Source organism: Pedobacter sp. GSP4, assembly GCF_051857575.1.
Taxonomy (GTDB): Bacteria; Bacteroidota; Bacteroidia; order Sphingobacteriales; family Sphingobacteriaceae; genus Pedobacter.
The window spans coordinates 587,593-602,220 of record NZ_JBPZIR010000002.1; the positions used below are offsets into that span (position 1 = coordinate 587,593).

Annotated in this window: 10 protein-coding genes; 4 read left to right on the top strand and 6 right to left on the bottom strand. The window is 39.4% G+C overall.

What is annotated here, in order from left to right; translation table 11 throughout:
• Window positions 1-57 precede the first annotated feature (57 nt).
• The 3 genes from ACS5PU_RS05995 (at window position 58) to ACS5PU_RS06005 (ending at window position 6,142) form a co-directional block, all read left to right on the top strand.
• On the top strand, window positions 58-786 hold the full coding sequence (locus ACS5PU_RS05995; protein WP_439458367.1) for a GntR family transcriptional regulator: 729 nt from the start codon (window positions 58-60) through the stop codon (window positions 784-786).
• A gap of 321 nt (window positions 787-1,107) precedes the next feature.
• On the top strand, window positions 1,108-3,282 hold the full coding sequence (locus ACS5PU_RS06000; RefSeq protein WP_439458368.1) for a histidine kinase dimerization/phosphoacceptor domain -containing protein: 2,175 nt from the start codon (window positions 1,108-1,110) through the stop codon (window positions 3,280-3,282).
• Window positions 3,283-3,982: 700 nt separating this feature from the next.
• On the top strand, window positions 3,983-6,142 hold the full coding sequence (locus ACS5PU_RS06005) for an FUSC family membrane protein (protein WP_439458369.1): 2,160 nt from the start codon (window positions 3,983-3,985) through the stop codon (window positions 6,140-6,142).
• A gap of 3 nt (window positions 6,143-6,145) precedes the next feature.
• Here ACS5PU_RS06005 and ACS5PU_RS06010 read toward each other — a convergent pair whose 3' ends face one another.
• Genes ACS5PU_RS06010 through ACS5PU_RS06020 form a run of 3 tightly spaced genes read right to left on the bottom strand, consistent with a single transcriptional unit; the run spans window position 6,146 to window position 9,961 of the window.
• On the bottom strand, window positions 6,146-6,562 hold the full coding sequence (locus ACS5PU_RS06010; protein ID WP_439458370.1) for a hypothetical protein: 417 nt from the start codon (window positions 6,560-6,562) through the stop codon (window positions 6,146-6,148).
• Between the two features lie 4 nt (window positions 6,563-6,566).
• Window positions 6,567-7,562 carry a PorP/SprF family type IX secretion system membrane protein gene (locus ACS5PU_RS06015; protein ID WP_439458371.1) on the bottom strand — a complete coding sequence of 332 codons (996 nt, stop codon included), beginning with the start codon at window positions 7,560-7,562 and terminating at the stop codon, window positions 6,567-6,569.
• Window positions 7,562-9,961: a hypothetical protein gene (locus tag ACS5PU_RS06020; protein WP_439458372.1), complete on the bottom strand. Its 2,400-nt coding sequence runs from the start codon at window positions 9,959-9,961 to the stop codon at window positions 7,562-7,564. The genes ACS5PU_RS06015 and ACS5PU_RS06020 overlap by 1 nt, the downstream gene beginning before the upstream one ends.
• Window positions 9,962-10,379: 418 nt before the next feature.
• Here ACS5PU_RS06020 and ACS5PU_RS06025 point away from each other — a divergent pair, with 418 nt between their 5' ends.
• Window positions 10,380-10,790, top strand: a complete 411-nt coding sequence (locus ACS5PU_RS06025) for an organic hydroperoxide resistance protein (RefSeq protein WP_293742268.1) — start codon at window positions 10,380-10,382, stop codon at window positions 10,788-10,790.
• A gap of 189 nt (window positions 10,791-10,979) precedes the next feature.
• Here ACS5PU_RS06025 and bioB read toward each other — a convergent pair whose 3' ends face one another.
• The 3 genes from bioB to corA all read right to left on the bottom strand — a co-directional run bounded on the left by bioB (window position 10,980) and on the right by corA (window position 14,627).
• Window positions 10,980-11,981 carry a biotin synthase BioB gene (gene bioB, locus ACS5PU_RS06030; RefSeq protein WP_439458373.1) on the bottom strand — a complete coding sequence of 334 codons (1,002 nt, stop codon included), beginning with the start codon at window positions 11,979-11,981 and terminating at the stop codon, window positions 10,980-10,982.
• Between the two features lie 111 nt (window positions 11,982-12,092).
• Window positions 12,093-13,442 carry a magnesium transporter gene (gene mgtE / locus ACS5PU_RS06035; RefSeq protein WP_439458374.1) on the bottom strand — a complete coding sequence of 450 codons (1,350 nt, stop codon included), beginning with the start codon at window positions 13,440-13,442 and terminating at the stop codon, window positions 12,093-12,095.
• Between the two features lie 63 nt (window positions 13,443-13,505).
• Window positions 13,506-14,627, bottom strand: a complete 1,122-nt coding sequence (gene corA / locus ACS5PU_RS06040; RefSeq protein WP_439458375.1) for a magnesium/cobalt transporter CorA — start codon at window positions 14,625-14,627, stop codon at window positions 13,506-13,508.
• Window position 14,628: the final 1 nt, after the last annotated feature.

Sequence of the window (14,628 nt, forward strand, 5' to 3'; positions counted from 1 at the left end):
CATATGTGTTCAATATATATTATCTTGCGCATTATTGTAATCAAGCTAAAGCCGACAATGAAACTTAAAATAGATCATAAAAGTGCTGTACCACTCCATGTTCAGGCAGAGCAGCTCTTGCGCAGCCTTATTTCAAAAGAGGAATACATTAATGGAAAGTTTCTACCAAAAGAAGTAGATCTGGCCAATCAGCTTGCCATTTCTAGGTCTACCCTTCGCCAATCGCTGAATAAACTGGTTTACGAAGGCCTTTTAGTGCGTAAAAAAGGCGTTGGCACTAAGGTTGCAGAGCAGATAATAGATTCCAAATCGATGAACTGGCTGAGTTTTTCGCAGGAAATGAAAGCGCGGGGCATTCCGATCAAAAATTTTGAGCTGCATATATCGTGGGAGCTGCCGAGCGAAATTATAGCCAATTTTTTCGAAATTAAAACAGATAGAAAAATACTTAAACTGGAACGTGTTAGAGGCAGTGAGCAAGGACCAATTGTATACTTTGTTTCTTATTTCCACCCCCGTATAGGCCTTTCGGGTGAAGAAGATTTTATGCGGCCGCTGTACGAAATACTTGAGCAGGATTACTCGGCGGTTGCTACCCTATCAAAGGAAGAAATAACGGCCCAGGCTGCAGATAAATTTATTTCTAAGAAATTGGAAATTGGTATTAGTGAGCCTGTCCTGCTCCGTAAAAGATTTGTTTTCGATCAGGGCGACCGGCCTATGGAATACAATGTGGGCTATTACCGTTCTGATAAATTTAAATACATAGTAGAAAGCAAGAGGTAAATTTGCTTTCTACAACCTGTTAAAATCAAACTCACATTTTTTTTCATCGTTAATCCGCTTAATCCTTTTGCTTGGCGATGAGTGTTTCAACTATAGGCTAAGCCTAATTTTAGCTTAGAAACTCAGTCTGGGCAGTAATTAACTATAAAGATAAATCCTATTTAACCAAAACCTTTTGCGCCTCTGGGCAAAGAAAACCACTGAGAGGAATAATTTATTATTTGTATATTTATGCATGAATACCGAAGCTATCCGGAATAGGAAATCTAGTAATTTAAAATCCCTTTTTGGCATGCTATTCCGCTTTAATGCATATGGTCAATGTTAAGGCTTTTATACACTGTTACCGGTCTACTGTTCTCTTTGGGCTTGTGCGCTCAACAAAAAACAGCCCCAGATGCGGCAGCAAAGGCTAATACGGAAACCAGGACCAAAAACAGGGCCATGTTATACGCACCGGAGATAGGAACAGGCGTTGGCTTAGCCATTAGCCCCAGATATTATTCGGCATTCGATAAGCTTTTTTCTACTCCATCAGATCTTGCTTTAAAAGAAAAAATCGCAGCACTGGAAAATGCAGGACGATGGGATCTCACCCACGGACAAAAACAGCTTGGTGTTGAATATTTTAAACAGGCTATTGCACTCCAACGGGCAGCCAATAATAGCGAAGGTGAAATCAACAGCATCATTGCCTTTGCAGGCACATTAAAGCAAAATTTCCCTCAGCATAGAGGTGAAGCCCAGCCATTTATAATTCGTGCCCTCAAAATTGCCAAACAGCTGCGCCCTTTAGAAGCACAGATCCGCTACCGCTACCTTATTGCCGAAACCAATCATTATCTTAGCTATTTAAGTGATGGTGAGGCCGACTGCCAGGAGGTGGTACAAAAATTCGGTAACACTAAAGCCCTTTTCCTCGCCGATTGTTATTATTTAATCGCTAAGACACACCGTTATTGGGGCAACCTTAACAAATCGCTCTATTACGGACTGGAAAGCATAAAGGCCATACAACCGGCTACTGATACCCTGCACCGAAGTAAATACCTCGGAGAAATGGGACAGATTTATCAGGAACTTGGACAAAGGGAAAAAAGCATTGCCTATTACCGCGAAACAATCCAGTTACGCGAGCACCTGAACATACCCTTAAAACATATTTTCGTTACAGCGGGTTTCATAGTACAGCAGCTTATCGAGCTTCAAAAACCGAAAGAAGCATTAAAGGAAATTATCAGGCTGGAGAAACGCCACCCCGACCGCACTGCCTCTGATAATGCCACCATTGCCCAGATTAAAGCAAACTGCTATGTTGCATTGGGTAACAGCGCAATGGCAGAAAGGTATTTTTTAAAAATGCTTGGCCTTTTTACTGAGCAGGATGAACCCGAAGCGGTTAGCAATGCAAAATATGATTTTATGAAGTTCTATGTGGCAACCAAACAGTTCGCAAAAGCAGAGCCTATACTGAAGCAGCTAACAAGCGATTATACACTTGGCAGAAAAAAAGATATTTATTTTATGCAGTTTAAAATAGATTCGGCCAAAGGCCAGTATAACTCGGCCATACAGAAGCTGAATAACTATATCGCTTTAAAAGATTCTATTTTCAACCAGTCTAAGAGTAAGCAAATCCAGGAGCTTCAGGTTAAATATGAAATGCAGCAGAGCAGCCAGGCCATCCGTTTGTTAAAGCAGGCCAACATTATACAGCTTTCCAAAGTTAAGGAGGCTACGTTTATCCGCAACATTACGTTTTTGGGAATTATTGTACTCATTCTGTTCCTGGTGCTACTGTATTACAATTACAGGCAAAAACAGATCAATAATGTTAAAATCCAATCCAAGAACATCCACCTTAACGAACTTTTAAACGAAAAAGAGTGGCTCATCAAAGAAGTACACCATCGTGTTAAAAACAACCTGCAGATTGTGATGGGGCTACTACAATCACAATCATCGTACATTGATAATGAGAAGGCTTACACGGCTATAAAAAACAGCGAACACCGGATGCATTCGATTGCTTTGATACATCAAAAACTGTATCAGAACGATAACATATCGCAGATTAACATGTCTGATTACATCAACGAGCTGATTTCTTATTTAAAGGATAGTTACGATATCGGTCCTCAGATTAATTTTAATAAGGATATTGATAACTGTGAGCTTGATGTTTCGCTTGCCGTTCCCCTGGGCCTGATATTGAACGAGGCGATCACCAATACCTTCAAATATGCCTTTGATGAAGGGCAATGCGGGGATGTGTACATTGCACTAAAAAAAGAGGACGATAAGCACCTTTCATTAATGATTAAAGATGATGGGAAAGGTTTTTCAAGCGGTATTGATCTTGATAAAATCAATTCACTGGGTTTAAATCTGATGAAAGGGCTGAGCAAACAGATTGGTGCCAGTTTCTCCATCCAATCAGCCCATGGTGTTGAGGTGAATTTATTGCACTTCAAAAAAACGTACACTTCGCACTAAGGTATTTGAATGGGAAATAGTGGTATAAACAAAAACGGGGTTCTTCTTCTTTCGATTCAGTTCCCCGTTTTAACCTTAAAAACAACCTTAGTTGGTTTTTAAAGCATCTAATTCTTGTTACTTTGATTTTTCCGTTCTCGTTAGGTTTTGCAACTTTTGCGATCCGTGAAAATTTATTTCCAACTCCTCCGTCCTTAGACTTCCAAGTTTTCAATAATCTCTGTTTGGGCCTGTTCGATTTTCTTATGATCCAATCTCTCGATGGTTATGTATATTCTTACTCGGTTTAACCCTTTCTGAAACTAATCGTTTTCCCTGTAAACTCTCCGAAATTTTTCCCCTTTCGGTTCCTTATTTCTTTTGGATTGTTTTATCAGAATTCAAAGTACTTCGTATTTGATATGATCTAATTTAGCATCAAAACGCTTATTTGTCAAGAAAAAAGTGGTTGTTTTTTTAAACAAAGTTATCAACCTAAAAACACTGGTTACCAACATCTTAAATATTTAAAAACAGCTTTTTTAGCTATCTAATCCCATTTTTGCTGATGTTATCAACAATAAGCCTTTCGCTGCTTATAAACAAAGCTTATCAAATTAAAGGTCAGCACGTTAGCCAATTTCTGCCCAATACGCATAAAAAACAAAAAAACTTAACTCAAAACACATTAAAAACATTCGCTATTATGTTATTTTTGTACATGCAGATTAGGCAACCCATCAGAAACATACAAGATTTTTTATTGAGTACGTATTTTGCCGACGGCCTGCGCATTACCATTGGCGTACTCCTTCCCTCTTTAATATTTGCCCAGTTCGGTATGCTAAAATACGGCATGACTTTATCATTAGGCGCCTTGTGCGTAAGCGTAGTAGATAGCCCAGGGCCAATGGTTCACCGCCGTAATGCCATGCTGATTACCACAGCACTTATTTTTACCTTTTCTATCATTACCGGATTAACCAATAAGAACCACTATTTTATTGCCTTTTTGCTGGCTGTATCGAGTTTTATCTTTTCCATGTTTTATATATATGGCTTAAGGGCCGCATCGGTTGGTACAGCAGTTCTGCTAATTATGGTACTGAGCATTGATGATGTTCGCCCATGGCAAGAGGTACTGGCGCATTCGGCAATGGTTTTGGCTGGTAGCCTTTGGTATACCGGCTTAAGCTATTTTGTGTACCGCTTGCGCCCTTTCAGGCTGGTTCAGCAATCGCTAAGCGATTCTATTTTAGAAGTAGCCGAATTTTTAAGGGAAAAAGCCAAGTTTTATCACCAAAACAACAATTACGATAAAACCTATTCAGATTTATTGCAACTCCAGGTATCTGTACACGAAAAGCAGGATGCGGTTAGGGAACTGCTTTTTAAAACACGCGAAATTATAAGGGATTCTAGTCCAGAAGGCCGCTTTCTGTTACTGGTATTTGTAGATATGGTTGATCTGTTCGAGCAGGTAATGTCTACCTATTACAATTACCAGCAGCTTCACGATCAGTTTGATAAAGCAGGGATACTGTCGGATTATGAAATGGCCATTAAAAGGATTTCGTATGCTTTGGATGATATTGCTTTTGCATTAAAAAGTGGCGGCAAACCTGTCCTATCTAAACGCCTCTTAATTGAGGTTGAACGGCTGAAAATCAAAATCAACCATCTAGAAAGCAAGAACCAGAATCAGGAATACAATACACTGGGCATTATTGCCTTGAAGAATATCGAAGTGAACATCGAAAATATACTGTCGAGGGTTAAAACCATATTCAGCTATTTTAAGGTCAGAAACAGCAAAGATATCAGACAGGCCGAGGTAGATACAGAGAAATTTATCACAAGGCAAAAATTCGATTTTAAATTGTTTACCGAAAACCTAACCTATACTTCTTCTACTTTTAGGCACTCGCTTAGGGTTACCGTGGTTATGCTTTTAGGTTTTGTGGTTGCGCAACTGCTTAATTTCTCGCATAGCTACTGGATTTTGTTAACGATACTGGTAATATCCAAACCTGGTTTTAGTTTAACCAAAGAACGCAATTATCAGCGTTTAATTGGTACTACCATCGGTGCTTTTGTGGGGATGGCTGTGCTTACCTATATCCACGATAGAGATACCCTATTTGTCATCCTGCTCATCTGCATGGTAGGCTGTTACAGTTTTCAGCGGAAAAATTATGTAGTAAGCGTGCTTTTTATGACCCCTTACATTCTCATCCTATTCGATTTTTTGGGCATGGGTTCTATCGCCCTGGCACGCGAAAGGATTTACGATACTTTTATAGGTTCGGGCATTGCACTGCTGGCCAGCTATTCGCTATTTCCTACTTGGGAGCACGAAAAGCTTAAAGAGGCCATGCTGGATATTTTAAAGGCAAATAAAGCGTATTACGAGCAGGTTATTAAATTGTATTTTGATAAAAGTTATAACCGGACAGAATATAAATTAGCCCGAAAAGAAGTTTATGTAAGTACGGCCAACCTGGCTTCGCTGTTTCAAAGAATGTTCTCTGAACCTAAGAGTAAGCAGCTTTTTATTAAAGAAGTACACCAGTTTACGGCACTGAACCACCTTTTGTCTTCTTATGTAGCTACCCTTTCGCTTTATAATAAGGAACACGAGTTTATTTTTGAAAGTTTTGATGGCCTGAAACCCATCGCCAACAATACCAACTATCTGCTCGATACCTCTATTGATAATTTGGTAAAAGGTACAAGCACCATCGATAATGTACCGCTGATCAGGCTGAATGATAATGGGCTACTTATTACAAAAGGGGAAGATTTGATCCCAGAACAGTTCGATCTGATCCAAAAAGTGGCTTACGATATTTATAAACTTTCGGTGAAGATTAAAATTTAGCGCCTATTTAAGTAAACAGGCATTAAAAGGCAAAGTATACGATAGTCCGTTATCCAATTTAAACACAATCTGCGCTTCGCAACCCAGGTTTTTATCGGTAATTTCTTTTTCGCTAAAAATGACGGGATAAAACTTTTGCTCTGGGTTATCAGACTTAACGGCTTCAGCCCTTTGTTTGAATTTCAGTTTAACCTCTACCGCGCCAGCTTTGATCAAAATTTTTTCTATTTTAGTAAAGCTATCATTTGTCGTAAAATTCAACATCAGTTCTCCTGTTTTTTCACTGTCGGCATTTTTAAACAGCTCAAAAGCATAATACTGTTTTGTATCTCTGAAGAACTGGTAATCAATATTTTTTTTCTGCCCGTATGCCAGGTTAGCTAAAACAACAAGCGCAAATAAAGTTACAAAGGTTTTCATTTGATTAAAATTTAGGACAAGGCACCTTAAATCCTTTAAAATTGTTATGCCTGTAAATAAAAGAGAGCTCGTAGGTACGCGGTGTAGCGCTCAGCAATTTGCTCCCGTAAACTGTATAGTTCATGCCAGCACTTATGTTACCCATAGAAACGCCAACATAGGGATAAAATGAAGACTCGTTAAATTTATACCAAACACCAAAATTAAGCTTCATCCGGGTCTCATCGCTCGGTTTTAGCCCAAGCACAGTGCCAAATATGGTGTCTTTATTGTTTTTTTGTGCGTTATAAACCCCTGTTAGGTTTAAATCAACATAATTGTTTAACAGGTACAACATGCCAAAGTTGATTGTTTTGCGGCTGGATACAATGTCTTTGCTGCTGTTGAGCAGGGCTTCCTGTGGTTTGGTTAAATGGTATTGGGCATAACCGACTGCGAAACTCAGGTAATCGAAACTGGCGGCAAAGTTTACACCTATATTTAAATCAAAATAAGAAGTTTTATCATTCTTTAAATCGAGGTAATTGGGCATAGAATTGTCGAAGCCACCATCATTATACTGCGATGCAAAGGTTAGTTTATTGTAATCCAGATATTTAGAAACATAAGTAACCTGCGGCGCCAGACCAAATTTAAAGCGGTGCTCTTCATCAAAATACTGGTAATAGGAAACACTTGCACTGATGTACTGCGATTTTAAAGCTTTGTTTAACGATTCGTCGAATAAGCCACTCAATCCGACGCTAAAATAATTATTGGTAAAATTTTCGTCTTCAACCAGCTTCACATCGCCCGAAACACTGTAGGTATTGTACGGATCGCCGAGGTTGCCCCATTGTTGCCGGGTGTTTGCGGCAATTCTATATTCGCCATCAAAAAAACCTGTAAATGCCGGATTAAGCGATAAAGGAGCCGCAAAGTATTGCGAAAACCTTGGGTCCTGTGCCGAACAACATACCGAAGCGAGGCACAAAAATGATACGAGTAGCGTTCTGTACATTATAATATTAAAATAGTTTTTCCTTTTGATTGAATTTTGCCGCCAAAAGTATCTACCCCTTCGGCGAACCACGAAAATGTTTCTAACGGCTGCATTTTGCTTTTAAACTGTCCGTCCCAGCCGCCATTAACCAATGCTTCGCTTTCGTAAACCAAAATGCCCCATTTGTTGTAAACCCTAAAACTGGTTAGCTTTTGTACACTTACCAAAAATGGATAAAGCCTGTTGTTGGTTTCTTTTTGTGGGGTAAATGCGGTTGGCACAATAATTTTAGGCTGTGGCAAAACGGTCAGTTCAACCGGCCCGCTTACCCTACACCCCTGTTCGTTCTGTATAGCCACGTAATAAATGCCAGCCCTGTTTACTTGTGTAGGGTTAGATACCGGCCTTTTCAGGTCAGCATCTTCAAAATAGCTTGTTTTTACAAAGCCGCTGCTGCCTTTGGTAATTTCGGCAGCCGTTAAATCAACAAAACTGTTATCGAAAATGGCTTTTGGCCTGTTTAACACTAGTTTAGGCAATGTATTATAGGTTACATTTATTTTTGCCGAAGTAAAACAGCCCCCATTGTTGGTGGCTTTAACATAATACGTTCCGGCCTTGGCGATAGCTTTTGGATATGCAATAGGATTACTTAATGCTTCATCGTAAAAATAGCTATAGGTTAAATCGCTGCTGTTCGAGCTGTACAGTGCCGGATTAGTTAAATCAACCTTATCAGGATAGCAGGATGCTGCCGGCTGGATAATGTTTAACACCGGGAGATTATAGATCACTACTTCTATTTTATCGCTCACCGTACAGCCTTCTGCATTAGTAGCCGATACGTAATAAGTGCCAGATAGATTAACCTGAGATGGATTTTCTACAGGTTTTGTAAGCGCCTCGTCCTGATAAAAATTATATTTAAAACTGTCATCGCTTCCCAAATAGTTTTTAATGGCTGTAAGGTCTACCTGCTCTGGATAACAAACTCGCTTAGGATTATTGATTTTAAGCACAGGCTTATCTTTAATGCTCACCAGGATTGGAAGCACTTTACTGCAGCCAAAGGCATTCGAAAATTTAATAAAATAAGTGCCCGATAGTTTAATTTGCTCCGGATGGGTTAATACCTGGCTTGCGGCTTCATCGCTGTAATAGGTTTTGGTTACCCCATCCAGCGCTCCGGTGCACCATTCTTTTTTGGTAATATCTACACTTTCGGAATAACACACTGCCGTTGGATTATTTATCGTAATGCTGGCTACTTGATAAACCGAAATAGCAATGGGCACAACACTTTCGCAGCCTTTGTAATTGGTAGCCTTTATATAAAAAGTTTTATCGGCCGTAATCTTAACCGTGCTGCCAATAAGCTTTGTTAAATCTTTATCCTCGTATACAAGATAAGTAAAATCATCAGTGCGGTTAAGGATGTATTTGGCACTTAATAAATCAACCTCTGTGTTTTCACACACCACATCCTCAGGCAAAACCTGTAATTGATAATCTACCCCTTTTATAACGGTGCTAATAGAACTCGGACAACCGAAGCCCGCGTAAGGAATGAGATCTAAAACCACTTTCGAGCCCTCTGCAGGCTTTGGTTTTATGGTAATAGATTGCCCAGAGCCATAGTTTACAGAACGGTCTTCATTATACCAATTGTAACTCTGATAACCACTTGGTCCCGACATAGTAATGGCCTCGGCACTTTTGCAATAGGTGGTTCCGGCAATTAAATCGCTACATACATTATTTACATCCACATAAGCATAGCCAAAATGCCCACCTCTTGAACAATCGGTACTGATAAATTCGATCTCTACCTGCTTGCCCTGGTAGCCCGATAAATTAATCGTAACAGGCGACCAGTCTTTATAGATCACGGTTTCATATAATTCTGATTTTTTAAAGCCGGGCAGCGATGAAGTAGCCACATATTCGAAAGATGCACAGGATATGTATTCATTTTTAGCAACATCTTTTACCCTGGCAATAAAACGTGGCTGTTCAAATGGCTGATGATCTGGATCTTCCAAAACCACCGCATATTGGTAGGTTAAGGCAAATTCAGGTCGGTCGGCGGGAACGGTTAGCAGATAAGATATTCCATCAACCTGCCCTCCGGTACCATTATCGCCAAGCTTTACCGAAAAATTACCACCTGTTGGCGGTATCAGGCTAAAACCTCCGTAAGCATCAACCAATTTTTTGTTGCTGATAATGCTATGCCTGCCCGGGATGGGTTTGGCAACTTCGTTCATTGTAATTGTATTCTGATTGTTTTCAATGCTGATTGCACCGGTAAATATCTTCCAGTTCTGAAAATTTCCATTCTCAAAACCGATATTTTCCGGGCAGGATTGCGCATACAATTTAGATGGCGTAGCAAAACATGCTATAAGCAACATCAAAAACAATCTATTAATCAACGGGGACGATTTATATAGTTATGATATAAAAATATCGTTTTAGTATATTCAGCGATTTTGTGTCAAGATAAAGTCATGGTTTTTTACACGAAACCGGATACTGATAAATGAGTATAGGTAAATATTACATTCTTCAAATCTGGAAGAACTGCCCTTATAATCGCTTGATTTTTAAGCAGATTAAAACTATGCTTAATAATTCCATAACTTTAGAAATCATTTTCGTTTCGATTTTTGAGATTAATTAAGCAGATAAACCTTTAGTTTTTTTACATGAAATGCCTTTAAATTATTCATACTATCGTCATTTATGCGCTTTACAGTATGTTTAAGCAGTCTTAAATCAGCTAAAAACAAAGACAACTATAATTTGTTAAACTATATCAATTAAGAAATTATTATGGAAAAGCTATATACAGCTGAGGTTACAGCTACTGGAGGAAGAGACGGTCACATTAAATCGGGCGATGGTATTTTAGATCTGGATTTAAGAAAGCCAAAAGAACTGGGCGGACAGGGCGGCGCAACCAACCCCGAAGAATTATTTGCCGCAGCATGGGGTCCATGTTATTTGGGTGCTTTAGGTTCTATAGCCGAACGCGAGGGTGTTGATGTAAGTGAAGCCAATGTAAAAGTGCTGGTTTCGTTTAACAAGGATGGGAATGCATTTGCACTCTCTGCCGATCTGGATGTGCATATTCCAGGCATTTCGCATGAGGAAGCACAATCATTAGCAGATAAAGCGCACAGGGCCTGCCCTTACTCTAAAGCAACCAAAGGCAATATAGAAGTTAGGGTAACTGCGGTTTAGGTTTTTTATACAAACTTATATGACTGTCCGTCATCTAGATCCGATAGCTATCGGATGGAGCGCAGCGAAATGACGATCAACATTAAGCATGTATTTCTTCGAGAAAAATTTACTTTAAATGAGAAAGGTCCCGGTTAAAAACCAGGACCTTCCTCATTTATATCAAAGTCAGCCACTTGCTAGCTTAAATTATATTGCTTCTTCGTTAACTAAAGTATTTGCCGGTCTACCGTTTTTAAAAGCATCGCGTGTTTTTAAGCCCAATAATTCAAACATGGCCATATCATCAATAAAAGCCGGGTTTGGAGTTGTTAACAATTTATCACCAGCAAAAATAGAGCTGGCACCTGCCATAAAGCAGAAAGCTTGTTCTAAAGTGCTCATTTCATTTCTTCCGGCAGATAAACGTACAACCGAATTTGGCATCACGATGCGCGCCGTGGCAATCATCCTTACCATATCCCAGATTGGAACGCGTGGCTGGTTTTCGAGCGGTGTACCTTTTACCGGAACCAAAGCATTCACAGGCACAGATTCAGGATGTTTTTCCATATTAGAAAGTGTTTGCAACATCGAAACGCGGTCTTCAACAGTTTCACCTAATCCAATAATACCCCCGCTACAAACGGTTAACTTAGCTTTACGAACGTTTTTAATGGTATTTAAACGGTCATCGTAAGTTCTGGTAGAAATGATACGCTTATAATCATCTTCTGAAGTATCAATATTGTGGTTATACGCATATAAACCCGCATCAGCTAAACGTTGCGCCTGATCTTCAGTAAGCATACCTAAGGTACAGCAAACCTCCATATCCATATCGTTTACGGCTTTAACCATGTCAATTACACGGTCAAAATCTCTATTATCGCGAACTTCGCGCCAGGCAGCACCCATACATAAGCGCGATGCGCCACCTTCTTTGGCTTTAACGGCCGCACTTACCACTTGGCTTACCTGCATCATCGGCTGTACTTCTACATCGGTATGGTAACGGGCAGCCTGTGGGCAATATGAACAATCTTCTTTACAGCCTCCGGTTTTAATCGAAATTAATGAACTTACCTGAACTTCATTGTAATCTTTATTCTCCCTGTGTATGGTTGCAGCTTCATAAACCAGATCCAAAAATGGCCTATTATAAATTTCGTATATTTCTTCTTTTGTCCAATCGTGTCTTGTCGTTTGCATGTGGATCAGATTTTACAGATTTAATTTTTATGTCGTATTAGTTAATTAACAGAATCCCGATTTAAAATTTCAGGCATCGAATCCCGAAAGCTTAAATCAGATCAATCCTGATTATAGTAAAAGTTTACTGGCCAGTCCTAAAATTAATAGGAAACCAAAAACGTCGGTAAAAGTAGTAATAATTATAGATGATGCAATGGCAGGATCGATACCTACCCTTTTCAAAATAAGCGGAATGCCTGCTCCGGTAATGCCTGCAATAACCAGATTACCCGTCATAGCCAGGAAGATAACCAAACCGAGCATAGGATTTCCATCAAAAAAGAAAGCAAAAATAAATACGATTAACCCGTTCGAAGCGCCATTGATCAAACCAACGGTAAATTCCTTTAAAACCGTTCTGTAGGCCTGTTTATCTGTTAAATCGTAAAGTGAAATACGCCTTACGGTTACAGCAAGTGCTTGTGTGGCAGCATTACCACCCATACCGGCAATAATGGTCATATAGGCTGCCAAAGAAGGAATTAATTTAATGGTCGGATCAAAATAACGCACTACCGAAGAAGCCAAAAACGCCGTGCCCAAATTGATAATTAACCAAGGTAAACGCGATTTTACCGCTTCTACCCAGTTACCGCTCAGTTCCTCATCTTCTGATACCCCTGAAATTTTAAGGATATCTTCAGTACTTTCGGCCTCCATTACATCGATCACATCATCAAATGTTACCCGCCCAAGCAATTTCTGGTGATCATCAATTACAGGTATACTGGTTAAATTATACTGCGAAATTAAATTGGCCACCTCTTCCTGGTCGGTATCAGGGTGCACATAAACGGCATCTACTTTAACCAGCTCGGTTATTTTGGCATTGTGCCTGGCTTTAATGATATCTTTTAGTGAAACGATCCCTTTAAAAATCTCCTCATCATCCACAACGTAAATGGTATAAAACTCTTCCATTTCTTCGCTCTGACGGATAATTTCATCAATGGCATCTTTTTTTGTAAGGTTAATGTTTACACAGATCAACTCTGTGTTCATCAGTCCCCCTGCTGTTTTTTCGTCGTAAGTTAAAAGGTTACGGATTTCAGAGGCATGTTCATCCTGTAAATCTTCTAGAATCTCTTTTTGCTCGTGATCTTCCAGTTGAGAAATAATGTCCGTTGCATCATCATAATCCAGCTCTTCAACAATTTCGGTCCGTTTATCAGGATGTAACTGAAACAGTAAGTCCTCGGGATGGGACTCTTCGTCCATTTCCGAAATAATTTCGGAAGCGGTTTCTGCAGGAAGCAGGTTGATAATGTGCTGCTGTTCGGATTTATCCAAACGTTCAAACAAAATCGCAATTTCTGAGGCATGATATTCCCCTAAAACTTCTTTTAAAGTTTCATCGCCAGCTAAAATTGCATTTTTAACTTTGAGTACGTCGCTTTTATCTATTTCGAATGACTGCATCTATAACCTAACCAAAAAACGTATAAAGCTACTAATATTAACTTATGAAAAGCAAGTGATCACCTATTTAAACCAGCCTTTACGCCAAAAATAAATGACCTGAAGCACCGCAATTACACCCATCACAATCCAGGTCCAGAAGTATCCATGTGGACTATACAGCTCGGGCATATTATCGGGCATCACCTTTCCAGTAACGGGATCTTCGCGGCTAAAATTCATGCCATAAATACCGGCAATAAAGGTTAACGGAATAAAAATAGAAGAAATGATGGTCAACACTTTCATAATTTCATTCATCCTGTTGCTAATGATGGATAGATTCATATCAATATTGGCCGAGGCAATTTCCTTTAACGATTCGATAAAATCTATAATCTGGATGCAGTGATCGTAAGCATCTTTCATATAGGTTTTGGTCAAATCAGATATCAAAGGGCTATCTGTACGGATTATATCATTCAATTTATCTCTTTCCGGCCAGGTCACTTTTCGGATGGTAATCAATGACCTTTTGATTCCCTGCGTATCATACATAATCCTTCTATCCGGATTATCAAACAAACGGTCTTCAATGGCATCCAGTTCCTCGCCCCAAAAATTTAAAAGCGCAAAGTAATTATCTACGATCACATCCATGATGGCGTACATCAGGTAACTGCTCCCGCCTATCCTGATATTGCCTTTACCCAGCTCTAAACGCTTTCTAACAGGCTCAAAACAATCGGCATAGGTTTCCTGAAAGGTAATTAAGGTACGCTCTGAAAGGATAAATGAAATCTGATCGTTATTTAAAATACCATCATCACCAAGATAAAGATGGCGGCTAACTGAAAAAATATACTTGTCGTTATCGTATTCATCGAGTTTGGGCCTTTGGTAAGAACTGGTAATATCTTCTAATACCAACCGGCTGATATCGAATTTAGCATATAGTGTTTCAAAAATGTTCGGATCACCCAATCCCTTGATATCAAACCAGTAATTAAAGCTCTTATTTTCAACGAGTTTAGCAATGTCGTTGATATTTTTCAGCTCTTCCTTTTTATAGGTTTTATCGTTATAGGTATGCAAAACGATAACCGGCTTTAGTGCATCTTCATCAATTGCGTATAAACCCGGACTGGTACCCGGGGCCGGCACCTTATAGTGCTTATGCCTGTTACGTGGTTTGTTTTTAGCCATA